Here is a 21,277-nt window from a genome sequence, read left to right as displayed (position 1 = left end):
GAGCAGCGCCGATACGCGGCCGTAGTCTGATGTCACGTCGTGGACCGTCAGTAACTGGTAGCACCGGCGGACATCGCGGCGGCCAGCGGCGGCCAAGCGGTCGTTCAGCGGAGCACGCGCGGGAGAAGGAGGGAGGTTTCGATCCGGAGGTGAGGGTCCGATCCGGAGGGTAGTAGAACGATGGACCACATGGACGACGAACTTCGTGAAACGTCGGAACGACTCAAAGAGCTGATCGGCAAGATGCCGGATGGCATGACCGAGCGGCTGGTCGCGCGGACGACAGGTGCGCTCGACTCGCGGCAGAAAGCCGGCGCGACCGATGACAAGCGGTCGACGTCCACGCCGGCACCGGAGCGGTAACGCTCCGACTCAACAGGTCCGACCGGTCCCGGGGGGCTGGATACGGTCGGACGCAGCCGGCGCTGACCAGCGCGAATCGCCGCGGTCAGGCCGCAGGGCACCGGGGCTGTCAGTCGCCGCCGGTGCCCGGTGCCGAGTGTGCTGGTCGGCGGACCCGCAGGCCGTCGACGAACAGTTCGATGGCGGCGTCACCGATCTCGTACGGTGAGGCGTCCGGTTCGGTGACCGCCAGTACGTCGTCGAGGTACAGGGTGGCCAGCCCGTGCACGATCCCCCAGGCGGCGTGGGCGACCGCGCGATCGTCGAGGCGGGGCTGGATCTGGCCTTGCTCTCGGGCCTGCCGTACGCAGTCCTGCAGGGTGGCGAAGGTGGTCAGGCCGGCGGCGGAGCGCAGCCTATCCCGTTCCCGTTCGCCGAAGAGCAGCCGGAAGACCGCCGGTCGGGTGACCGCGAACTCGATGTAGCGGCGGCCGAGGGCGGCCAGCCGGGCCAACGGGTCGTCGGGGTGCCGCTGCGCGGCGCGGCGTAAAGTCGCCGCGAACTGCTCCCAGCCGTGTTCCACCACGGCGGCGAGCAGGGCCTCCTTGGTGGCGAAGTGCCGGTACGGGGCGGCGGTGCTCACCCCGGCGGCGCGCGCGGCGGCGCTGAGGCTGAACCCTTGTACACCGTTCCTGGCGATCAGTTCGACGGCCGCGTCCAGCAGCGCCTGCCGAAGGTTGCCGTGGTGATACCGGCTGCGGGTCGCGCCGGCCTTCGAGCCGCTGGCGTCCGACGCCGCAGCATCCTGATCGGCTGCCAGGCCTTGATCGGCTACCACGTCCCGATCAGCCGCTGCCGCTTCCCGATCCCCCATGTTGACGTACCCTAACATGCCGCCTCACCTGCACGCGGGCCTCGACGAGGTCAGGTAGCCGGAGTTGCTTGACAAGGTGGCGCGCGGGCCGATCGGAGACTATTCTAGCTATGTAAGAGTACGTTTACATCGAGTCCCGTTACACCGGGTCCCATTCGCATCAACTCCCATCAGGTCGACCGAGCTGCGGCCCCGCCGGTCCCACCCGCCCTTCTCTGGAGGTACCAGCCATGACCATCGAATCCGGCACCCGGCGGAGCCCGGACGTGACCGGCGGGTCGACGCGGTCGGCAGTCGACACCAACCCCGGCGACCGTCGCATCGGCCGGCCCGAACGGGACCGCACCATCTCGCTGCTCAGCGAGGCGGTCAGCGCCGACTACCTGACCCTCGCCGAGTTCGAGGAGCGCAGCCACCGGGCGGAGCTGGCCCGCGACCGCGCCGACCTCGACGCCCTCACCCGGGACCTGCCGCCGGAGCTGCTGCAGCGGATCAACCGAGACAAGCGCCGCGCCAAGCTGTCCCGGGCCGCCATGCTGGGAGTACGGATCCACGTCGGCGTCTACCTCGCCGCCTCGGTGTTCATGATCGCCCTCTGGCTGGTCATCGGCCTGACGGCGGGTGCGTGGTACCCGTGGCCGGTCTGGCCGATCCTCGGCTGGGGCATCGGCGTACTCGGGCACGCCGTACCGGTGACCCTGGTCGCCCGCAACCAGGCCGCCGGCCGACCGACCAGCTGAACCCAAGGCGGTACGCGCTGTCACCGGGCAGTCCGCTGACACGCAGACAATTGGCGGGATCACTGTGGGACTTGCCCGGGGTGGTCCCGCTCCACGCCGTTCCGGGCTGCCCCGAGCGGTGTCGCCCGGACGGACACGCCAGCGACCCCCGGCCGTCCCGAGCCGACGCGCTGGCCGGTAGACTGCGCCCTCGCGCCCTCGTAGCTCAGGGGATAGAGCATCGGTTTCCTAAACCGTGTGTCGCAGGTTCGAATCCTGCCGGGGGCACCCCAGAGATCAGCGAAAACGCCAGCCGAACAGCACGTACGCAGATCCGTCGATGATCCACAGGATGCAAGCCGGATGCCACCGCAAGCCGCCGTTTGTCGCCTGCCCTGCAACCCATACAGCACCGGCCAACCGCCGCGACCACTTGTAGGCGCAAAGGCAGCAGCCTCCCGCTCACACCACCAGTAGCGGAACGCGTAGGCCGCTGTAGGTGCCCGGCGAGCGAGTCACCACGACACCGCGTACCGCCGCCGCCTCGTGCACGACGTGCCGAGCGGGCAGACTTCCTGGCCAGCCACCGATCTCGATAGCAGTGTGCTCGGTCAGCGGCAGCGACTGTACTCCCTGCGTCAGCAGGATGCCTTCCCAGCCGCTCCGGCCGGCGGTCAACGTCTCTTCGGCCTCAGCGATCGCGGTCGTGGGTAGCAGGATCTGCAGCCAGCCGGACTCGGCCTGTTCGAGGAGCTCGCCAAGCTCCCGGTAGCCGTGAAAGAGATCAATCAGTGCCGTGCTGTCGAAGACCCGTGGCGGGCGTAGCCTCACGCCGCTGCCTGCCCCCGTACGCCCCAGATCAGCTCAGCGTCGGCGTCCGCACGGTCCTGCGCGGCTTCCAGCTCCGCGAGCTCATCCGCGCTCAGCGGCAGCGGCAGCGGCTTACCCAGGGCAGCCGCTAAGCGCTGCGCTGCCGTCAGCGGCTCGGGAGTGGTCTCGTCGGGCTTCACACGCCGATCCTACTACCGGATGCCCCCTGCCGGGTCCCGCCGCTGGCGTGCAGAGTACGTGCAACGGAGTACCCGACTGCCCCGGCCGGTCGACCTGTTGCGCCTGGTGGCAGCCATGCCGGCCGGCTCCGCTGAGTCGCCTTCCTAAACCGTGTGTCGCAGGTTCGAATCCTGCCGGGGGCACCAACGCTAGGCCCTGACCAGCAGCAACCCTGGCAGGACATCGATGCTCACCTATTTGATTTTGAATCGCCCCCCGAGAACCCCCCGGCAACACAGGTGAGCGACCAGGTTGACCGGCGACCGGCGCAGGCTTGGATCCTGGCCGGTGGCATGTGCCCCCATCATGGGTCCGCCACACTTCCCGAGGGCGGCGAGCGCACGCTCTCGGTCGGTAGGGTAGCAATGAGTGCGATGAGGAGCGTGGAGGTGAGGATGGCCCAGGGGGGTTCGCTGGGGGACGACAAGGTCATCTGGGAGGCGTCTCCGCATACGCTCGCCAAGCACCAAGTCTACAAGCAGTATCTCAGCAAGTGGATGCCGATCATGGTCCACAGCTGGAAGGGCGACGTTACATACGCCGAGGGATTCGCAGGCCCCGGTGTGTACACCGGTGGCGAGCCAGGTTCGCCTGTCATCGCGCTGAAGACCCTGATCGGGGACCCGCTGATCCGCACGCGTGCACGTGATTTGCGCTTCCTGTTCGTCGAGCAGAACAACAAGCGAGCCGAGCGTCTGCGCCAAGAGCTCGAACATGCGGCAACGCCCGTCCCGCTTAACGATCTGGCCCGGTACGGGATCGACTTGGCAGTCGCGACGGGTGACTACGACCCAACGCTCGTCGACTTGCTCACGAGACGCAACGCGTGGGGGCGGCCGATGCTCGTTGTGCTCGACACGTTTGGCGGCAGCGTCAAGCTCGACCTCGTGCGCAGGATCGCGCTGAATCCCTCTAGCGAGGTGATCATCACCTTCGAGCCGCAGTATTTCGCCCGGTTCGCCGGCTCAGAGAGGGTCCGGCACGGCGACACCGTGTTTGGCGACCCTGACTGGCGCCGGGTTGCTGAGCAGCCCGATTCCGCCAAGGCGGAGTGGGTGGTGGCCAAGTACCGCTCAGTGTTGCAGGAGGTGGGGTTCCCGTTCGTGCTGACGTTTGAGCTTGTCAACACCCGTGGACACTCCCTGTTTCTGATCTTCGGCACGACGCACGTGCGTGGCCTGCAGAAGATGAAGGAGGCGATGTGGGAGGTCGACCCGGTTCACGGCGTGCAGTACCGCGACCCCGCCGACCCCGACCAGCAGCTTCTCGACATTGAGCTCGAGCCCGTAACCGCTCCACTGCGACGAGAGTTGCTGGAGCACCTGCGCGGCGAGCCGGAGCAGACGGCCAGCGTCAGCGATCTTCGCCGGTTCGCGTTGTACCGGACGGTCTACAAGGAGAGCCAGGTCAAGCCCGTACTAGACCCAACGCCGCTCGGTTAGGGCGGGTGGATGGTTAGCAAGTGTTTGTGATTATATCGATGGCTATGGTGGCTTTGTAGCTGCGTCGGTCTACGTTGGGTCCGCGGGCTTGGTACTTGGAGTTCGAGCGTTTGATCATGCGGGTCTTCACCCGGATCCGACGCTCAGGTAGCAGGTGGGCCAGAACCGCACGACCGATGGCGCCGACCAGGTCGATGACGGTGTCGGCGAGGACGCCGGCGGCGTGGGTGACCTGGTCGCGGGCGGCGTTCAGGGCGGTGGTGAAGCTGGCCCGGTCAGGGCCGGTGCCGGGCCGGCTGTCGGTGGCGTCGGTCATGGCGTTACGCAGGATCTGGTAGACGACCAGCAGGGCGTAGACCTCCTGGTCGATGCCGTCGGGAGTACGCGCGCGCAGGACCCGGCCGCCGAGGATGCTGGATTTGATCTCCAGGTAGGCGGTTTCGACCTCCCACCGGCGGTGGTACAGCTTTATCAGTTCGCCGGCCGGGTGGGTGCGTGGGTCGAGCAGGGTGGTGATCAGCCGGTAGCCGCCCGTGCGGACGCCGTCGATGGTCTGGACGCTGATCTCAGCGTCCACGACCCGCACCCGTACCGTGCCGATGGTCGACAGCCAGGATCCGTCGTGGTACCGGCGGATCACCGGCAGGCGGCGGCCGTTCTTGCAGCGGATCAGCAGGTCGGCCCTGGTGGCGGCGAGTGTCTGGATGAGGTCGGCGGCGGCGTAGTTACGGTCGGCCAACAGCAGCATCCCGGCGGCCAGGCTCCGGGCCAGGGAGCGGGCCTGGTCGAGTTCGCTGGTGCCGAGTGGAGCGAACACGGCGTCGATGATCGAGCGGGTGCCGCAGGTCAGCAGGACACTCAGCCGTAGTGCCGGGTAGCCCGCGCCGCCGTGGTTACCCCGTTGTTTGCGGTAACGGACCCGGACCGCCTCGGCGTCGGCGACCGACATCGTGGTCCCGTCGATCGCTGTCACCAGCAGGCCCCGCCACCGCACGGCGTGCGTCGCCGTGGTGACCGCCGGGCCGCGCAGCAGATCGAACAGGGCCCGCAACGGCGTCGACCCGAGCCGCTGACGCGCCTCCCGTAACGTGCCTGAGGCCGGTTCGGTCAGATCCAGCCCGGTCAGACCGGCGGTCAGTTTCCGCCACACCTGCCCGTAGCCGAGTTCGGCGAACAAGCAGCCTGCGAGGACGAGGTAGACCACGACCCGGGCCGGGAGTAGCCGGATCCGCTGCTGGGTACGACGGGTCGCGGCAAGGACCTCATCGACCATCTCGAAGGGCAGGAACTGGGTCAACTCACCCAGATGACCCGGCGCGAACACACCTGCGGCTACCCGCACCGTCCGAGTTATGGCAATCTGATCGACCAAAGCGGAGTTCCTGGTCTCGAGGCGTCTTGGAGTGACTCACCTCGTTACAGGAACTCCGCTTTCCCATGTCCGACCGACACACCCTTGACCGCTGCCGCAACGGCTTAACCGAGCGGCGTTGGTACTAGACCAACTCGTCGAGAGGCAGTTGGCCGTCGGGGACGGCGCCGATGGCAGCGTGCGACTCGGCGGCAGCGTATGGCTGACCGCCGCCGGCCTCACGAGGGGAGGATGAGGGTGGACTTTGACTTCGGCGAGATCTCATCCGGGACGGACCTGAGCGCGATCCACGAGCCGGCGGCATTGTTCGACGCGCTGCCAAGCAAGCAGCAGGGTTTGGGGTACCTGCGTCAGGTCCAGGCCATCGTCCTAGAACGATGGTCCGCGCGCCGTGACGAGACGGATCTGGTCGTCAAGATGAACACAGGCACCGGTAAGACCATCGTGGGTCTGCTCATTCTGCAGGTCAGCCTCCACGACGGCGCCGGGCCGGCGCTGTTCCTGGCACCTAACCCTCAGCTGGCTGAGCGTGCCGTGGTCGAAGCGCGCAGACTCGGTCTGACCGTTGTCACCGACCCGGCCAACGGCAAGTTCCGCTCGTGCGATGCAATCTGCATCACATCGCTGCGGGTCATGTTCAACGGCAAGACTAGGTTCGGGCTCTCTGACAGCGAATCGCCGATGCAAGTCGGATCGGTCGTCATCGACGACGCACACTCGGCGATCACCCGACTCGAGGAGTACAGCCGGGTCATGATCCCGCCGACGGATGCGGCTTACGAGCCGCTGATGCAGCTGTTCGAGGACGACCTAAACGCCCAGAGCGCAGCCACTGTGATGGACATCAAGGCTGGTGAGCGCGGAGCTGTAATGCGCATCCCGTTCTGGGCGTGGCAGGACAAGGCGGCCGAAGTCCTCAAGGTGCTGCACCCTCTGCGGACCACGCCGACCCTCGAGTGGGTCTGGCCGCTAATCAAGGACCACCTGGCCGCCTGCGAGGCGACGCTGACCAGCGACGGGATCCAGATCTCCCCGCCCCTACCGCCGACTCAGAAGTTCCCGAGCTTCGTCGATGCAAAGCGGCGCATCTACATGACGGCGACGCTCGCCAACGACTCCGCACTTGTCACGCACTTCGCCGCTGACGCCTCAACCGTCGCTCGTCCCGTCGTGCCCGACTCCGCTGCTGATCTCGGCGATCGTCTTGTACTCGTCCCTCAGGAACTTGTTCCTGACCTGTCCGACTACGAGCTGCGGACTGCGATCGCCTCGATCGCCGTCACCGACAACGTCGTGGTCCTCGTTCCGAGCTGGCCGCGAGCTCGGGAGTGGAGCGAGGTCGCGAATGAGACCGTGTCGACGTCCGGCGACATCTCTGCCGCCGTCACCCGCCTGCAGGCCGGGTCCGTCGGACTCGTCGTCGTCGTGAACCAGTACGACGGCATCGACCTACCGGACAACGCGTGCCGCGTCCTAGTAATCGACGGGCTGCCTCAGGCGGCGTCCGGGTCGGAACGCCGCGAGGCGACCGCGCTCCGGGAATCTAACACCATCATCACCCGGCAGGTCCAGCGCTTCGAGCAGGGCATGGGCCGCGGTGTTCGCTCGCGTGAAGATCGGTGTGCCGTCCTCGTCATGGACCGGCGCCTCGTCGAGCTGATCTCCCGCCCGGACGTCCCCAGCCGACTCTCCCCTGGTACACGCGCGCAGCTCGGCCTGTCCCGAAAGGTGGCCCGGAGCCTCGAGGGACGACCCGACGTGACGATGGCTGGCGTGGTCGACCTCATTCGGAAGGTCGTCGATGGAGCGGAGGACTTCCGAGCCGCTGCCCGCAACGCGCTCGTCTCGGTCACATACGAGACCGTCCCGCTGACCCCTGCGGCCGTGCACCAACGGGAGGCGTACGATGCCGCCGTGCGCGGTGACTACGAGGCAGCCGCGAATGCCGCAGACGCTGCAGTCAATGCCGCCCGGGGAGTGATGAAGGACGACCGGCTGGGTGGCTGGCTCGCGGAGAAGGCCGCCGCCTACCGACACGCCACCGACCCTGCACGAGCACAGGCCGTGCTCGCGGGCGCAACAGCATATAACTCCTCAATCCTTCGCCCAATGTCTGGTCTGGCCTTTAAGCCCTCACGCCCCACCCGTCGCCAAGCAGAGGCAGCCACCCAATACCTCGCCGATCGCTACACGGACGGCGCACGGCTCCGAGTAGGTGTCGAAGCCCTCATTGCCGACCTCGCCTGGGATCCCGGGAGAACCGAGGAGGCGGAGCAGGCGTGGACCGACCTGGCCAACCATGTGGGCTTCTCCGGTCAGCGGCCCGAGAAGCAAATTGGCCGAGGCAGTGATGTTCTCTGGTCGGACTCGGACGGCAACCACCTCGTCATCGAGGTCAAGAGTGGGGCCGAGGTGCCTCTCATCTCCAAGCGCGACATCAACCAGCTCGGCGGCTCACTGCGATGGGCCGAGCAGACGCTGACCGGTGTCACGCGGATCGTGCCGGTGATCGTCCACCCAAGTCGCACCGTCGAGCGCACCGGTACCCCGCCCGCAGGCACTCGCTGCGTGGACACCGAATCGCACTCCAAGCTGATGGCCTCAATCCGGGCGTACGCCACCGCGTTGGCGACCGACGGTCAGTTCCGTGACCCCCGGGCCGTTCAGAAGCAGCTCGTTCACCTGCACCTAAACGGTCCGGAGTTCGCCACGCGCTACGGGGCGGCTGTAAGGGTTGAGTCTTCATGAGGCACACTCCCGCCGTGGCTACCCAACGATCTGTGAACCTTCGATGAGCGACCGGTCGCGGATCGAGTGGACCGAGGCCACGTGGAATCCGGTGACGGGATGCGACCGCGTTTCGGCAGGCTGCGACAACTGCTACGCCCTGACCCTCGCGAGACGGCTAAAGGCGATGGGCGCGGAAAAGTACCAACAAGACGGCGATCCGCGTACCTCTGGCCCAGGCTTTGCAGTCACGATCCATCCGGGATCGCTCGACCAACCCCGACGGTGGCGCTCCCCGCGAACCGTGTTCGTCAACTCGATGAGCGACCTGTTCCACGCGAAGGTGCCCACGCCGTTCGTCCGTGATGTCTTCCAGGTCATGTCTGACACTCCTCAGCACACGTACCAGGTGCTCACGAAGCGCCCGATGCGAGCCGCACGCATCGCCGACCAGCTTCCATGGCCGTCGAACGTATGGCTCGGGGTCTCGATTGAGGGCATGGGCGTCGCCAAACGCGCGGATCATCTGCGCCGCGTCCCTGCGGCGGTGAGATTCCTCTCATGCGAACCCTTGCTCGGGCCCCTCGACGGGTTCGACCTGACAGGGATCGACTGGGTGATTGCGGGCGGGGAGTCGGGCGTGAACCATCGACCGATGGACATCCGCTGGGCCCGGGGAATCCGCGATGGCTGCCTACAAGCGGGTGTGCCGTTCTTCTTCAAGCAGTGGGGAGGCCGCACACCTAAGTCCCTCGGACGTGACCTAGACGGGCAGATATGGGACCAGATGCCAGCGAGCACGGACTTGTGTCAGCCTCGACGCGTAGCGCGATAACGACCAAGGCAATCGCCCAGGCGTAGGGCGGAGTCATCACGAGGCGGCCGTTCCACCACAACCATCTGGTCCGGCCGCCCTAGTCGCCACTTTGGTCAAGCTCAACGATCATCCGACGGGTTCGGCCAAGCTGCCTGCGACGAATCGTCAGCAGCCGCAGCGCCTATCCTGACCGGGGCAACAGCACGAGACCCTGACCAGCAAAAATCCAGCCAATGACTCGATATCAATCTATGAATCTTTGAATTGTCCCCCGAATCCCCCGGTAGCGCCCTTGGGCAATCGGATTGCGACCGGCCCACGCCGTGGGGGCGGCTGGCGTCGCCGCCCGTCTATCCGGTCAGGCCTGGGGCATCGTCGCGATGCTCGGGGTCGATCGTCGCCTGACCGGCGCCGAGTTGCTCAAGGATGCCGGAACTGTCTGGGGCGAGGGCAGGTTTGACGATGTAGTGCTTCTTCGTAACCTGCTCGGTGGCGTGCCCGAGCTGGGCAGCGGCGTGCTTGGCGTCAGTCTCCTTGTCGATCAGGGTGGCGACGGTCTTGCGGAAGGTGTGCGGCGTGACCCATTCGAGGCCAGCGTCGGCGCGGGCTTGACGCCACTGGCGACGTACATTCTGTGGAGATAGCCAAGTGCCGCGCCGGGAGGCGAAGATCGCGTCGTGGGGGTTGTCGGCGGCGTTGAGCTTGCGGGCCATCAGCATCCCGACTGCGAAGCGAGGAAGGACAACCGTTCGGAAGCCGGCGTAGGATTTCGTCCAGTCCTGCCGGAAGAAGCCCTTGCCCTTGAGGTAGACGATCGTGCCGCAGATGGTCAGTGTCGGGCGTTCGGCGGCCAGGTCAAGGTCCTCCCAGCGCGTTGCCAGGATCTCCCCGATGCGGGCGCCGGTGGCGAGCATGAGATCGACGATGTCGCCCAGATCGCCGGTGTGCCGAGGTCCGGGTTTACCGGGGGTGGCCTGTTGCCACCGCTGGATCGCCGCTCGGACGCCCTCCAACTGTTCCGTCTCCAGGGCGACGACTTTGCGGCGCGGGTTGCGTAGTCGGCCGGTGTCGCGGACTGGGTTGGTCGTTAATGCGCCTCGGCGTACGGCCAGGGCGAGCATCTGCGTGAGGACGACCTTCGCGAGCCGGGCGGCTGTCGGACGGTCCTCGGCGACCTTGCGTAGGAACTTGTCGATCCGGCCGACGCTGGCCTCCCGGATGCGAAGGTTACCCAGGGCGGGTACGACTGAGACACGCACGCTGACTTCGTACTGGCTGATGGTCTGAGGCGCGAGACGCTCCTCTGCGGAGATCTCTTCGAGCCACAGGCTGGCGAGTTTGCTGATGTGGGTCTCCCTGGTGATCTCGTCGTCGTTGGGAGCGGCGCGGTCACGAAGTTTGACCTTGAGCGCCCGGGTGGCGGCGGGGCCGGTTGTGTCGGTGGCCTCGACGTCGCGGGTGCTGCCGTCGTAGTCGCGGAATCGGGCTCGGGCGCAGTACCGGTTGGGGCCGAGTTTCTCGGTGCGGATGTTGCCCCAGGTGCCGATGGGTAGTGGAGGTCGGCCCATGGCTCAGCGCTCCGGGTCGGTGTGGGCGTCGAGCCAGCGTTCGACCTCACTGCGCCGGTAGCGCAGGGTGTTGCCGACGCGGATGGCGCGCGGTCCCTTGCCTCGGCTGTGCCAGGCGTACAGGGTGTTTTTCGGCTTGCCGAGCCATGCCGCTACGTCGTCAATGGTCAGTAGAGGGTCGGGTCGCCACTCGGCGGTGGCCGGGGTGCTCATCGCTGACCTATGCCAGGCGAGCCGAGTCGCGGGCGTGGCCTGTCGGAATCGTCGGACCGTCTGCGGACATTGGTGTCGGGCCGTACGTCCCCTGGCGTGGGGTGCGGATAGGGCGGGCACGGATCGGATGTCCTTTCACCGTCCCGGTCCGGCTGGGACCGGGGATCGATGACGCTGCCGCCGGGAATGGCGTTTCCGGGGGGCATCGCCTGTGCGCGTCGATCCACGCGGTGCGGGGCGGAGGCATCAAGCCGATCAGTCTGTGTCCTGGTGCGTGCTGGCCGGCTCTGCGTGGAGCCGTGCTGGGCCGCCAGGGTATCGAGGGGCGGCGTGATCTCGTGAGGGTTCGGTTTGAGGGCCGGCGTCAGCTCGACGCCGTCGTGGCTAGACGCCGCAGGACCAGTCAGCTCGGATCGGTTGACGTGGGGGTGGAGTCGGCGTTGCGCTATCGCTGCGTACTTGCTGCTCAGGTCGATGCCGATGTAGCAGCGGCCGAGTTGTAGCGCGGCGAGTCCGGTCGTGGCGGCACCGCTGAACGGGTCAAGTACCACGCCTCCGGGCCGGCATCCGGCTGCGATGCACCGAAGCGGGATCTCGATCGGGTAGGCCGCGAAGTGGGCTTCCTTGAATGCCCGTGTGGGATAGGGCCACACATCGCCGGGGTTCTTGCCGGGTGGTCGGGTCCGGTCATGGCCGCGTGTCTTCGTGTCGCCGGGCTTGCCGTGGCTGACCGGGGCACGCAGCCTGCGGTCGTTGGGGTTCTTCAGCGGGATGCGGATGGCGTCGAGGTCAAAGAAATAGCGAGGGCTTCTGGTGAAGAGGAAAACCATCTCGTAGGTGGTGGTCAGCCGGTCCTTGGCCGAGGAGGGCTGCCCGTTCGTCTTTGCCCAGACCGCCGCATTTCGCAAGATCCAGTTGTTGGCCTGGAGGGCGAGTGCTACTCGCCATGGGATGCCGATCAGGCTTTTGGCGGGTAGCCCGGCAACGGCTCCGGGGGTCCACTTCTGGTGAGTGTAGTTGCCGCTGATGACGCTGTTGGTGCCGTGGGGCTGGGCTTTGCGAGGGCCGGTGCTGGCGTAGGAATCGCCGAGGTTGAGCCAAAAGGTGCCCTGGGGGTGGAGCACACGACGGGCCTGGTCGAAGACGGCAACGAGGTGGTCGACGTAGCCGTCGATTGTGGCTTCCTGGCCGTACTGGCGGTCGCTCCAGACTGCTCCGCATTCCAGACACGAGCGCTGCTGCCCACCTGACAGGTTTGGGGCGAGACGGTGATCGCAGTCGGCCTGGCCGTCGTGCCATTGACCCGTGTCGTACGAGCGCAGTCCCCAGTAGGGCGGTGAGGTGACGATGCAGTCCACTGATTCGTCGGGCATCGTGGCGAGCACGTCATGTGCGTCGCCGACGTGGAGGGTGACCGGTCCGACGCTCCACCACGGGGCCGACGGCTGGGGCGCGGATGTCGGGTGGCTGCTGGTGCTCATGCTGCACCTCCGACCGGCTCGCTGCTACCTGGGGCGCTGGTCGGCGGCGGTGCGAGTGCTCGCGTGTCGGGGTTGCTATCACCGAGCGGCGCGCGGAGGACCACCACATCTTCGTGCTGGACCAGCCATTGCGGGTCGCCAGTGGCGATGGCGTCGCGGATGTTCTTCTGCTGGAAGAAGGAGGCCCGGGGGATGATCACGCCGTCGCGGACGCCGCAGATGAGGGCGATGCACTCCTCGACCAGTTCGAGTCCGGCGTTGACGCCGGCTGCGGCGACCATGCCGGGGATGTCGATGAGTTCGCCGTGGCGGCGGTAGGGCCGGGCGGTGACGACGACGTGCCCGCCGGGCCGCAACAAAATCCGGCAGCCGGCGAGGATCGCGGTGAACCCGTCGGCCAACTCTCCGTGGCTGCGATAGGCGAGGTTTTCCGCCCTACCGTATTTGTGATGGAGCTTGCGGACCCTGCCGCGTCTCGGGCCGGGGGTGCGGACGTGGCCGTGGGTGGACGACCCGTACGGCGGTGAAGTGATGACGAGGGAGACCTGACCGTGCAGGCTCGCTGGCAGCAGGGATGGCAGCGCGGTGGAGTCCCCGTGGAATATCTCGCCCCGGCCCGGCACCCCGAGTTTGACGGTGTGGCGGATGTTGTCCGCTGCCTTCGCGGCCCATTCGGCTTCGTATTCGACGCCGACGCCGTGTCGGCCGAGGTGCATGGCCTCGATGACGGTGGTGCCGATGCCGGCCATGGGGTCGAGGACGACGTCGCCGGGGTTGGTGTAGGTGCGGATGGCGTACCGGGGGATGGTCGGCAGCATCTTGCCGGGGTGGGTCATCGATTCTGGGGTGTATCGGCCGCGTCGCAGGTCGCGGGACGGGTGTTGGCCGGTGAGCCAGACCGAGCCGAGGTAGCCCTTGGCGAGCAGGGCCGCAAGGTCGGACCCGTCGAGGTACGGAGACTCGGAGTTGGGGGAACCGATGGTCGGGAACGGCGGACGAGGCTCAGACATGGGCGTTCTCCTCACCGGTGGCGGTGGTCCCGAACACGACCAGGTCTCGAACGATCGGAAGGTGCCGGCCGGCAAGCAGGACTCGCCTGTCGCCGGCCCCGTCCGGATGTGCGGGGGCGGTGCGTGGCTCGTGCTCGGGCAGCGGGACGAGGACAGCGGGGATGTTCTGGTGGTAGAAGAGCCCGGCGGCGCGGGCGGCGGCGATGACCGTGGCGCGGCGGCTGAGCTCGCCCGGCTGGGGCTGCCGTGGCGGTGTGAGTCCGACGACAAGGAAGCCGCCGGGGCGCAGTAGGGGCCGCCAGGTGGTCATTGCTGTGGCCGCGCTGTCCCGGGTGAAGGGCTGTGCTCCTTCGGGCAGGCTCGCCAGGATCAGGTCAACGCCGCCAGGCTGCCGCGCCGCCTGGTGTACCCCGCGTTCGGCGGCGGACGTGAGGAGCCGCACGGCCGGACCGGGACGACCGGTGGACAGCCGGGCCGGCACTCGACGCAGGTACGCGGTCGCGGCGATGGCGGCGGGGTACGCGTCGAGGTCGAGCACCACGTCGTCGACGTTGGTGTAGCGGCGGATGAGGTAGGCGAGTTGGTTCAGGGGAAGTCCGTGCCAGCCCCCCGGCACATGCCGGCCGGAGGTGCGCCGGACGTGGGTAGGCGGTAGGAGCAGACCGACTGGTACCGGCTGAGGCCGGTTACCAGGGGCGGTGGAGCTGGGCTTCGGCATGGGCATGTAGGCCACGTCCGCCGACAAGCGCTGACACTAGGGGATTACAAATCCGGGCCTCGGATTGGAAGCCGCGCTCGTTGCCGATCCGGGTGCGTCGCGCGACGCCGCCCGGTTGAACAAGATCCTCAACGGGTTGAACGCGCAGGTCAGAGCCGCCGAGACGCCGGCTGTCGACATCACGTGAGCCGCGCGGAGTGCCGACGCGATCGGTGACCGGTTGAACAAGGTCCTCGCTGGCTTGAACAAGATCGCCATCTGCTTGAACACGAGACGGCTACCCGCCTGGGGACCTTGAACACGATCGCGATGGGACGTGAGTGCGCCCGGCGAGCGCCGCTCGTTGCGCTTTCCGTTTCACTCCGTGGTTGCCTCGTGCTGGCGCGTGTTCAAGGGTGCCGTCGTAACGCGGCTGCGCCCGGCATTAAGGGCCTTGAACAGCTTGGCAACGGATTGCACACCCCGGCACTGGGTGTCCGCCAGTTGATGTCGAGACGCATTGACCGGGACTGGCGACGGTCGGGTTGAACATGGGCCGAGACACGTTGGACAAGATCACCAGTGTCCATGATCTGTTCAAAGCCCCTGGTGGCGTGGTGGCACAGCGCCGACCGGCACTCCCGCCGGACGGCACACGGTCACCACGGAGGAGCACCACCATGGACCGCCGTACCCCCAACGCCGCGCCGGCCGTCTCCCGGCGCGGCGAGACGTTGCTCAACGACATCGAGTACCGGTTCCGGCTGATGGGGCAGGGACCGAGCCCGCTGTCGGTCGATGGCCGCGCCCTCGGCCTGGGCCTGCCCCGCCGGCCCATTGCCCTGCCCGAGTTGTCGGCGATCCTGATGCATCCGTCCTGCGGTTACGCCGCCCGGGACGCGGTGTGGCGGCTGCTGGTGCGGCGTGCCCGCACTGGGGATCCGGCGTGGCGTGCCGGTGCGGTCGGGGTCGCATTGCCGGGCCTGCGGTTCAAGGCGTACTTGCTGGCCAAACTGTTCACCGGTGACGTGCAGGCAGCCATCGTCGAGCACTTCCTGCGCGCTCTCGGCACGGTCGATGTGGCCAAGCCGGGCGTGGTCGGCAACCTGCTGTCCGCTGCGTTCTCCAAGGCCCGCGCCGAGCTGCGCGAACAGGAACCGGCGTCGTCCTGGGTGCCGAATCACGCTCCGGGTGCGGTGTTGCCGCCGGCCCCGTACGGGCACCCGGATCTCGTCCTGGCCCGCGCGGTCAACGCCGGGGTCATCACCGTGCAGGAGGCGGAGCTGATCGGCGCGACCTACCTGGAAGAGGTCAGCCTGACCGCGTACGCCGAGCGGACCGGCCAGGCGCGTTGGAACCTCTACAAGCGGCGCACCGCCGCCGTCACCCGGCTGAAGGCCGCGATCGAGTCCGGCGAGCTGTCCGACCCTTACGCCGATGCGGTCAACGAAGCCACCTCGACCCAGGTCCTCGACGCCCCGACCGCCCGCAAGCGTCCGTGAACATCCTGCCTGAGCTGCGGCTTTCCAATCCGAGGCTCGGATTTGTAATCCCCTAGTGCGGGACTCTTCCGCGCAGATGACCTCGTTCCGACCGGACCGCTGACGGCGCTGACACCCGTACGGTCCCCAGCCCACCCGCCGCTTCTGGTGAGGAGGACGGCCGCGCGGTCGGCACCACAGGTCACCCAAGAGCGCGCCGCCCAGTCCCGCCTTCGCCAGCCACTCGCGCACTCACGCCCCGCTGCGGGTTGCTGAGGCGTGCGCATCGGAGGTGCCCCATCCCATGAAACACAACCCCTCTGCGCGTCCCGGGGCGGCGGCGAGCCGCCGCCCCGGGACGCGCAGGCGGGGACGGCCTGCCGTTCCTCGCCTGCGTCGATGCTCTTCTCCACCAGCTCGCGTGGGGCTACTGGTGCTTGCTGCGATCGCGATGATGGTCGCTGTCGTTGCCACGCCGGTTGCCGCGTACGCGGCTGAGCCTGACCTTGCTGTATTGGCCGTTGAGTCGATCGACCAAGTTATCGAAAACATCCGTTTCTGGCTGGTCGGAATCCTCTTCTCGTGGGCGTCCCTGTGCCTCACTGTGGGCTTCCTGCGTTACACCAGCGGTGAGCCCGGAGAGGTGGAGAAAGGCAAGCTCGCCCTTCGTAGCGCGGCAATCGGCTATGCGGGTGCCTTGCTCGCGCCGCTGCTGGTCACCATCGTCGGCGCGTGGGTGGCGTGATGATCACCTTCTCGATTCGACCTCATCCCGTTGCTCAGCGGGTGGCGTTGCTACTGCTCGGCGTCGTGCTCCTTGGAGGGCTGGCCTTCGCCGGGCCGGCGCACGCTCAGCCGAGCCCGGCACCCGGCCCACCCGGCACTTCCACAGCGCCACCGGACGTGCCAAATCCCGATCCCGAATCCACGCCCGGTCCCGCCCCGACTACTGGACAGCCGTCACTGGAGGTCGATGACGAGCCGGCCTGGTACGATATCGGGGGCCAGACCCGCAGGGCGATCGTTGACCTGGTCGTGTGGGCCGCCGAGCAGGCGCTGCAGCCGGTGATGGAAGCCCTCGGCGCGTCGTGGCTGTCCACCCCGGACCTCACCGCCAACGAGCACGTGCGGGCGATCTGGACGACCAGCCTGATCGTCGCCAACGGCGTCGTCGTGCTGTTCGTCGTCGTCGGCGGGTTCCTGGTCACCGCGAGGGAGACCCTGCAGACCCAGTACGGACTCAAGCAGGTGGTGCCCCGCATCGCCGTCGGCGTGGTCCTCGCAAATTGCAGTCTGATCATCGGCCAGAAGGCCATCGCGTTGACCAACGCGCTCACGGTTGCTATCGCCGGTAACACGATCGACGGGCCGAGCGCCGCGACGGCGATCCGGCAGATTGTGGACAACACTCTGCAAGGCAGCGGGTTCCTGATGGCCTTGCTGGCCATGGCGGTGATCGTGATGTGCCTAGTTTTGGAGTTCACGTTCGTGCTGCGGTTGGCGGCGCTGGTCATCCTGTTTGGGGTCGCCCCGGCGGCGTTGATCTGCCACGCCAGCCCGCTCACCGAGGGCGTGGCCCATTTGTGGTGGCGCTGCGTCCTGGCCTGCCTCGGTCTGCAACTCGGTCAGGCCATCGTCGTCATGGCCGCCGTGAAGGTGTTTCTGACTCCCGCCGGGCCGACCCTGGTGGGCGTACCGGCGACCGGGCAAGGGCTTCTCGGGGTCGTGGTGTGTCTGACGATGCTGTGGCTGTTGATCAAGCTGCCGGGCTGGATGCGGCAGTTCGTCCTCGGCCCCCTGCGACCAAACGGTCGGGGTCTGATCGGTCAGCTCGTCCATGCCTTCGTGATGGTCAAGACGATCGGGGCGGCGGCCGGTGTCCTGGGCGGCGCGAGCGCCGGCCGGACCGCTGGCCGTCCGGCAGCGCCTCGGCCGTCCGGTCCCCGTCCATCGCCCGGCGGTCCACGTCCGCCCCGTCCACCTCGACCGCCCCGTCCGGGGACGGCTCCCGTCCCGCCGTCCCCGCCGGGACCGGTGGCCTTCAGCCACGCCCCGGCCGTCCATACGCCGATGCCCGCACCGTCCGGGACGAACACCGCCCCGAACTTCAGCCACCCGGCGGCCCGGTCCACTCCACCACCGGCGCCGCCCGGCGGCGTCCCAGCCGCGCACTTCTCCCACCCGACCACGCCCCACCCAAGTCCGCCGTCCCCGATCGCGCCCCCGGCGCGGGTCGCCTTCAGCGACGCCACGACGACAGCCCCGAGACCAGCACCGGCCGGCGCGGTGCCAGCGGTGACGTTCTCGGCCGCGCCAGCACGGCAGAGCGCGCCGCGCCGGCCACCTGCCCCGGTCACGCCGGTGTTCTCGGCAGCTCCGACCACATCAGCGGCCGACGAGACACGACGCGCCTCGACTCCGGCAACACGACCTACGGCAGCCCGGCGAGCCACACCGACCGGGCAAGCCTCCTCCAGCACCGGCAGCCCGGCCGCCGCCCGGCGGGCACCAGCCACCAGCACACCCCGGACCCGTCCACCGGCGTCCGTACCGCCTTCCCCGGACGGACGGCAGACGGCGACCCTGACCCCGCCGCCGCGCCCGTCCCCGCCGGACGGGGCGACCTCGGCGGGTCCGACCGCAGCCGGTACCAGGCCGTCCCCGTCCGCGCCGTCTCGGTCGTCCGCTCCGGTGCGGCGTCCGTCCCCGGATCCGAGAGGTGATCAGCGATGAGTCGCCGCAGCGACGAAGCCCCGATGCGGGCGCGGGTTCCCGCAGACATCGAGCAGGCTGATCGGATCGCGTTCGGCATGTCGGGACGGCAGTTGATGATCCTGGCTGTCGCGGGTCTGCTGTTGTACGCGGCGTGGACGGCGGTGGCCACGGTGGTGCATCCGCTGGTGTTCCTCGCGGGTGCGATCCCGGTCGCGGCCGGGGCGTTCCTCCTCGCGGTCGGCCGCCGGGACGGCATCAGCCTCGACGCCTGGGTCCTCGCGGCGCTACGGCACCGCCGTAGTCTCCGTCGGCTCGTACCGGCAGACGGACCGGTCATCCCGGCCCCGGCGTGGATTTCCACCACCGCCGGGCCGGGTGACCGGCTACCGCTGCCCGCACCGCTGCGGCTGCCCGCGAAGGGCATCACCGGTGACGGGCTGATCGATCTCGGTTCGGACGGCACCACGGGCCTGGTCGCCGCTTCGACGGTGGCGTTCGGGTTGCGTACCGCGAGCGAGCAGAACGGTCTGGTGGCTGGGTTCGCGCGGTGGCTGCACAGCCTCGACGGCCCGGTGCAGATCGTGGTGCGGGCGCAGCGGGTCGATCTGACCTACCTCGCTGACCGGTTTCTCGCCGCCGCGCCAGGGCTGCCGCATCCCGCGTTGGAGGACGCCGCCAACGCCCACGTCCGGTTTTTGGACGACCTGGCCGCGCGGCGTGAGTTGCTGCACCGGCAGATCTCCGTCGCGGTACGGAGTCGACGCGGCGCGCACCACGCCGCCCACGCAGCGGCCGAGGCTGCTCGTGCTCTCGCCGGTTGCGAGGTTCCCGCCCGGGTCCTCGACGGACCGGACGCGGCGGTGCGGATCGCGGCCAGTCTCGACCCCGCCGCCCCAACCCTCGTGTCCAACGCCCCATCTGACGGAGGTGATCAGCGGTGAGCCTGTTTTCGGCGCTACGGCCGAAGCGGTGGCCCGCTGTGCCTGAATCGGCCGTGATCCTGCCCGGCTCACCGGACGCCGTCGAGGTCGACGGCCGACACGTGCGGGTCGGGAACGGCTACAGCGCCACACTGGCTGTCGTGGGCTATCCGGCCGCGGTCGGCCCGGGGTGGGCCGAGCCGATCCTGGCCTACCCGGGGCTGGTCGACGCCGCGTTCCACATCGAGCCCGTCGCGCCGGCGGTGGCCTCACAGCGGCTGCGTAAACAGCGCGGCCGGTTCGAGTCCTCCCGCCGGCAGGACGCGGCCAGGGGCCGCCTGGACGATCCGGAGCTGGATGCCGCCGCGGCCGACGCCGCCGAGTTGGCCGGCCGTGTCGCCCGAGGCGAAGCGAGGTTGTTCCGCCTGAGCCTGTATCTGACCGTCCACGGCACCAGCCCGGACGAGTTGGCTGACCGGGTGGCCGAGGTGCGATCCTTGGCCGCGTCGCTGCTGTTGGACACCGCGCCGGTGACCTGGCGGCAGTTGCAGGGCTGGGTCAGCGGCCTTCCTCTGGCGTTCGACGCCCTCGGGATGAAACGGGTCTTCGACACCGACGCCCTCGCCGCCGCGTTTCCGTTCACGTCACCGGACCTGCCCGACACCGCCGCCGACAGCGGCATGGGCGTGTTGTTCGGGCTGAACCTGCACTCGGCCGGCGTGGTCGTCTGGGACCGGTGGGCGCAGTCCAACTACAACGCCGTCATCCTCGCCCGCTCCGGGGAAGGCAAGTCCTACCTGGCCAAGCTTGACCTGCTGCGCAACCTGTGCCTCGGCGTGGAGGCGTTCGTCATCGACCCCGAAGACGAATACCTGCGGCTGGCCGACGCCGTCGGCGGCACCGTCATCCGCCTCGGCACGCCAGGGGTGAAGATCAACCCCCTCGACCTGCCGCCCGGCGACGACGACGCCCTCAACGACCGGGCACGGTTCATGCACACACTCGTGACGGTCATGGGCAGCGGGGACACCGCCGCCAGCGCGCCCTTGCCCGGCGACGAAGCCCGGTCCCTCGACGTGGCGGTGCTCGCCGCGTACCGGGCCAAGGGCATCACCACCGACCCGCGCACCTGGCGACGCCCGGCACCGCTGCTCGCTGACGTGACAGCAGCCCTTGAGGACACCGACGACGCCGGCCGTCGAGTCGCCGCCCGCCTGCACCCCTACATCGCCGGCAGCATGAAGGGCCTGTTCGACGGACCGACCACCACGCTCGCGCAGGGGCACCTGGTGGTGTTCGCCATCAAGGATCTTCCCGAACAGCTACACCCGGTCGGCACCCTGCTCACTCTGGACACGATCTGGCGCACCGTACGCGGCGCGACCGCCTACGGAGCCGGCCCGGACATGCTGCGGATGGTGCTGGTCGACGAGGCGTGGAAGCTGCTGTCCGGCGGACGCGGCGGTGTGTTCCTGGAAACCCTGGCCAAGTCCGCCCGCAAGTACGGGGTCGGCCTGACCGTCGTGACCCAGGACGCCGCTGACGTTCTGGCCACCAAGACCGGCCGCGCCGTCGTCTCCAACGCCGCCACCCAGGTGCTGCTGCGACAGGCGCCGCAGGCGATCGACGCCGTGGCCGAGGCGTTCGGCCTCACCGACGGCGAACGGGCATTCCTGCTGTCTTGCCAGCGCGGAGATGCCCTGCTCACGGCTGGGTCGGCGCGGGTGGCATTCCACAGCCACGCCTCCGCCACCGAGCACGAGTTGATCGTCACAGGCCCGGTCACCGGCGCAACGGCCCGTCGCCGCTGAGTATCTTCCGTCCGCCGATCGGAGTCCTCGATGCTTCC

At 68.4% G+C, this 21,277-nt stretch carries 20 protein-coding genes and 1 tRNA gene; 12 read left to right on the top strand and 9 right to left on the bottom strand.

Annotation, left to right across the window (positions count from 1 at the left end; translation table 11 throughout):
* Window positions 1-189: 189 nt before the first annotated feature.
* The gene (locus O7632_RS10410; protein ID WP_278113530.1) at window positions 190-363 is read left to right on the top strand and encodes a hypothetical protein; all 174 of its coding nucleotides are present in this window, start codon (window positions 190-192) and stop codon (window positions 361-363) included.
* A gap of 109 nt (window positions 364-472) precedes the next feature.
* On the opposite strand, the gene O7632_RS10405 is transcribed toward O7632_RS10410, so the two are convergent.
* Window positions 473-1,234 (bottom strand): TetR/AcrR family transcriptional regulator, encoded by a 762-nt coding sequence (locus O7632_RS10405; protein WP_278113528.1) that lies wholly within the window; start codon window positions 1,232-1,234, stop codon window positions 473-475.
* Between the two features lie 212 nt (window positions 1,235-1,446).
* Between O7632_RS10405 and O7632_RS10400 the strand changes: the two genes are divergently transcribed.
* Window positions 1,447-1,956 carry a DUF1707 domain-containing protein gene (locus tag O7632_RS10400; RefSeq protein ID WP_278113526.1) on the top strand — a complete coding sequence of 170 codons (510 nt, stop codon included), beginning with the start codon at window positions 1,447-1,449 and terminating at the stop codon, window positions 1,954-1,956.
* 194 nt (window positions 1,957-2,150) lie between these two features.
* Window positions 2,151-2,223 (top strand) — tRNA-Arg (locus O7632_RS10395).
* A 174-nt stretch (window positions 2,224-2,397) separates the two neighbouring features.
* Here the strand turns inward: O7632_RS10395 and O7632_RS10390 are convergent.
* Window positions 2,398-2,766, bottom strand: coding sequence for a hypothetical protein (locus tag O7632_RS10390; RefSeq protein ID WP_278113524.1), 369 nt, complete (start codon window positions 2,764-2,766; stop codon window positions 2,398-2,400).
* Window positions 2,763-2,945, bottom strand: a complete 183-nt coding sequence (locus tag O7632_RS10385; RefSeq protein ID WP_278113523.1) for a hypothetical protein — start codon at window positions 2,943-2,945, stop codon at window positions 2,763-2,765. Before O7632_RS10385 ends, O7632_RS10390 begins: the two co-directional genes overlap by 4 nt.
* Before the next feature lie 435 nt (window positions 2,946-3,380).
* On the opposite strand from O7632_RS10385, the gene O7632_RS10380 reads away from it, so the two are divergent.
* Window positions 3,381-4,427 (top strand): three-Cys-motif partner protein TcmP, encoded by a 1,047-nt coding sequence (locus tag O7632_RS10380; RefSeq protein WP_278119956.1) that lies wholly within the window; start codon window positions 3,381-3,383, stop codon window positions 4,425-4,427.
* Window positions 4,428-4,440: 13 nt separating this feature from the next.
* On the opposite strand, the gene O7632_RS10375 is transcribed toward O7632_RS10380, so the two are convergent.
* Complete coding sequence (locus O7632_RS10375) at window positions 4,441-5,799, bottom strand: IS4 family transposase (protein ID WP_278112971.1); 1,359 nt, start codon at window positions 5,797-5,799, stop codon at window positions 4,441-4,443.
* 237 nt (window positions 5,800-6,036) lie between these two features.
* On the opposite strand from O7632_RS10375, the gene O7632_RS10370 reads away from it, so the two are divergent.
* Entirely contained in the window at window positions 6,037-8,547 is a 2,511-nt protein-coding gene (locus O7632_RS10370; RefSeq protein WP_278113521.1) for a helicase C-terminal domain-containing protein, read from the top strand.
* A 43-nt stretch (window positions 8,548-8,590) separates the two neighbouring features.
* A complete protein-coding gene (locus O7632_RS10365; RefSeq protein ID WP_278113519.1) occupies window positions 8,591-9,361 on the top strand; it encodes a phage Gp37/Gp68 family protein in 771 nt (256 codons plus the stop codon).
* A gap of 332 nt (window positions 9,362-9,693) precedes the next feature.
* Here the strand turns inward: O7632_RS10365 and O7632_RS10360 are convergent, their stop codons facing one another.
* From O7632_RS10360 to O7632_RS10340, 5 genes are read right to left on the bottom strand one after another with little or no spacing between them, the layout of a single operon-like run.
* Window positions 9,694-10,911 (bottom strand): site-specific integrase, encoded by a 1,218-nt coding sequence (locus tag O7632_RS10360; RefSeq protein WP_278113517.1) that lies wholly within the window; start codon window positions 10,909-10,911, stop codon window positions 9,694-9,696.
* Between the two features lie 3 nt (window positions 10,912-10,914).
* Window positions 10,915-11,124 (bottom strand): helix-turn-helix domain-containing protein, encoded by a 210-nt coding sequence (locus O7632_RS10355; protein WP_278113515.1) that lies wholly within the window; start codon window positions 11,122-11,124, stop codon window positions 10,915-10,917.
* Window positions 11,121-12,605 (bottom strand): site-specific DNA-methyltransferase, encoded by a 1,485-nt coding sequence (locus O7632_RS10350; protein WP_278113514.1) that lies wholly within the window; start codon window positions 12,603-12,605, stop codon window positions 11,121-11,123. Before O7632_RS10350 ends, O7632_RS10355 begins: the two co-directional genes overlap by 4 nt.
* Window positions 12,602-13,615, bottom strand: coding sequence for a DNA methyltransferase (locus O7632_RS10345; protein ID WP_278113512.1), 1,014 nt, complete (start codon window positions 13,613-13,615; stop codon window positions 12,602-12,604). Before O7632_RS10345 ends, O7632_RS10350 begins: the two co-directional genes overlap by 4 nt.
* Window positions 13,608-14,333: a hypothetical protein gene (locus O7632_RS10340; RefSeq protein ID WP_278119954.1), complete on the bottom strand. Its 726-nt coding sequence runs from the start codon at window positions 14,331-14,333 to the stop codon at window positions 13,608-13,610. The genes O7632_RS10345 and O7632_RS10340 overlap by 8 nt, the downstream gene beginning before the upstream one ends.
* A gap of 64 nt (window positions 14,334-14,397) precedes the next feature.
* On the opposite strand from O7632_RS10340, the gene O7632_RS10335 reads away from it, so the two are divergent.
* The 6 genes from O7632_RS10335 (at window position 14,398) to O7632_RS10310 (ending at window position 21,239) form a co-directional block, all read left to right on the top strand.
* On the top strand, window positions 14,398-14,520 hold the full coding sequence (locus O7632_RS10335) for a hypothetical protein (RefSeq protein ID WP_278113510.1): 123 nt from the start codon (window positions 14,398-14,400) through the stop codon (window positions 14,518-14,520).
* A 472-nt stretch (window positions 14,521-14,992) separates the two neighbouring features.
* Window positions 14,993-15,814 (top strand): hypothetical protein, encoded by an 822-nt coding sequence (locus O7632_RS10330; RefSeq protein WP_278113508.1) that lies wholly within the window; start codon window positions 14,993-14,995, stop codon window positions 15,812-15,814.
* Between the two features lie 283 nt (window positions 15,815-16,097).
* On the top strand, window positions 16,098-16,538 hold the full coding sequence (locus O7632_RS10325; protein ID WP_278113507.1) for a pilin: 441 nt from the start codon (window positions 16,098-16,100) through the stop codon (window positions 16,536-16,538).
* Window positions 16,526-18,526: a hypothetical protein gene (locus O7632_RS10320; RefSeq protein WP_278113504.1), complete on the top strand. Its 2,001-nt coding sequence runs from the start codon at window positions 16,526-16,528 to the stop codon at window positions 18,524-18,526. Before O7632_RS10325 ends, O7632_RS10320 begins: the two co-directional genes overlap by 13 nt.
* On the top strand, window positions 18,523-19,449 hold the full coding sequence (locus O7632_RS10315) for a PrgI family protein (RefSeq protein WP_278113503.1): 927 nt from the start codon (window positions 18,523-18,525) through the stop codon (window positions 19,447-19,449). The genes O7632_RS10320 and O7632_RS10315 overlap by 4 nt, the downstream gene beginning before the upstream one ends.
* Window positions 19,446-21,239, top strand: coding sequence for a DUF87 domain-containing protein (locus O7632_RS10310; RefSeq protein ID WP_278113501.1), 1,794 nt, complete (start codon window positions 19,446-19,448; stop codon window positions 21,237-21,239). The genes O7632_RS10315 and O7632_RS10310 overlap by 4 nt, the downstream gene beginning before the upstream one ends.
* The last annotated feature ends 38 nt before the right edge of the window (window positions 21,240-21,277 follow it).

This window comes from Solwaraspora sp. WMMD406 (assembly GCF_029626025.1).
Classification (GTDB): domain Bacteria; phylum Actinomycetota; class Actinomycetes; order Mycobacteriales; family Micromonosporaceae; genus Micromonospora_E.
Note: the sequence above shows the minus strand (reverse complement) of the source record. Positions and strands in the feature narration are given on the sequence as shown.

Excerpts from the sequence above, each read along its gene's own strand:
- O7632_RS10410 (WP_278113530.1), top strand. The coding sequence starts at position 190 with ATGGACGACGAACTTCGTGAAACGTCGGAACGACTCAAAGAGCTGATC.
- O7632_RS10405 (WP_278113528.1), bottom strand. The coding sequence starts at position 1,234 with ATGTTAGGGTACGTCAACATGGGGGATCGGGAAGCGGCAGCGGCTGAT.
- O7632_RS10400 (WP_278113526.1), top strand. The coding sequence starts at position 1,447 with ATGACCATCGAATCCGGCACCCGGCGGAGCCCGGACGTGACCGGCGGG.
- O7632_RS10380 (WP_278119956.1), top strand. The coding sequence starts at position 3,381 with ATGGCCCAGGGGGGTTCGCTGGGGGACGACAAGGTCATCTGGGAGGCG.
- O7632_RS10365 (WP_278113519.1), top strand. The coding sequence starts at position 8,591 with ATGAGCGACCGGTCGCGGATCGAGTGGACCGAGGCCACGTGGAATCCG.
- O7632_RS10360 (WP_278113517.1), bottom strand. The coding sequence starts at position 10,911 with ATGGGCCGACCTCCACTACCCATCGGCACCTGGGGCAACATCCGCACC.
- O7632_RS10355 (WP_278113515.1), bottom strand. The coding sequence starts at position 11,124 with ATGAGCACCCCGGCCACCGCCGAGTGGCGACCCGACCCTCTACTGACC.
- O7632_RS10350 (WP_278113514.1), bottom strand. The coding sequence starts at position 12,605 with ATGAGCACCAGCAGCCACCCGACATCCGCGCCCCAGCCGTCGGCCCCG.
- O7632_RS10345 (WP_278113512.1), bottom strand. The coding sequence starts at position 13,615 with ATGTCTGAGCCTCGTCCGCCGTTCCCGACCATCGGTTCCCCCAACTCC.
- O7632_RS10340 (WP_278119954.1), bottom strand. The coding sequence starts at position 14,333 with ATGCCGAAGCCCAGCTCCACCGCCCCTGGTAACCGGCCTCAGCCGGTA.
- O7632_RS10330 (WP_278113508.1), top strand. The coding sequence starts at position 14,993 with ATGGACCGCCGTACCCCCAACGCCGCGCCGGCCGTCTCCCGGCGCGGC.
- O7632_RS10325 (WP_278113507.1), top strand. The coding sequence starts at position 16,098 with ATGAAACACAACCCCTCTGCGCGTCCCGGGGCGGCGGCGAGCCGCCGC.
- O7632_RS10315 (WP_278113503.1), top strand. The coding sequence starts at position 18,523 with ATGAGTCGCCGCAGCGACGAAGCCCCGATGCGGGCGCGGGTTCCCGCA.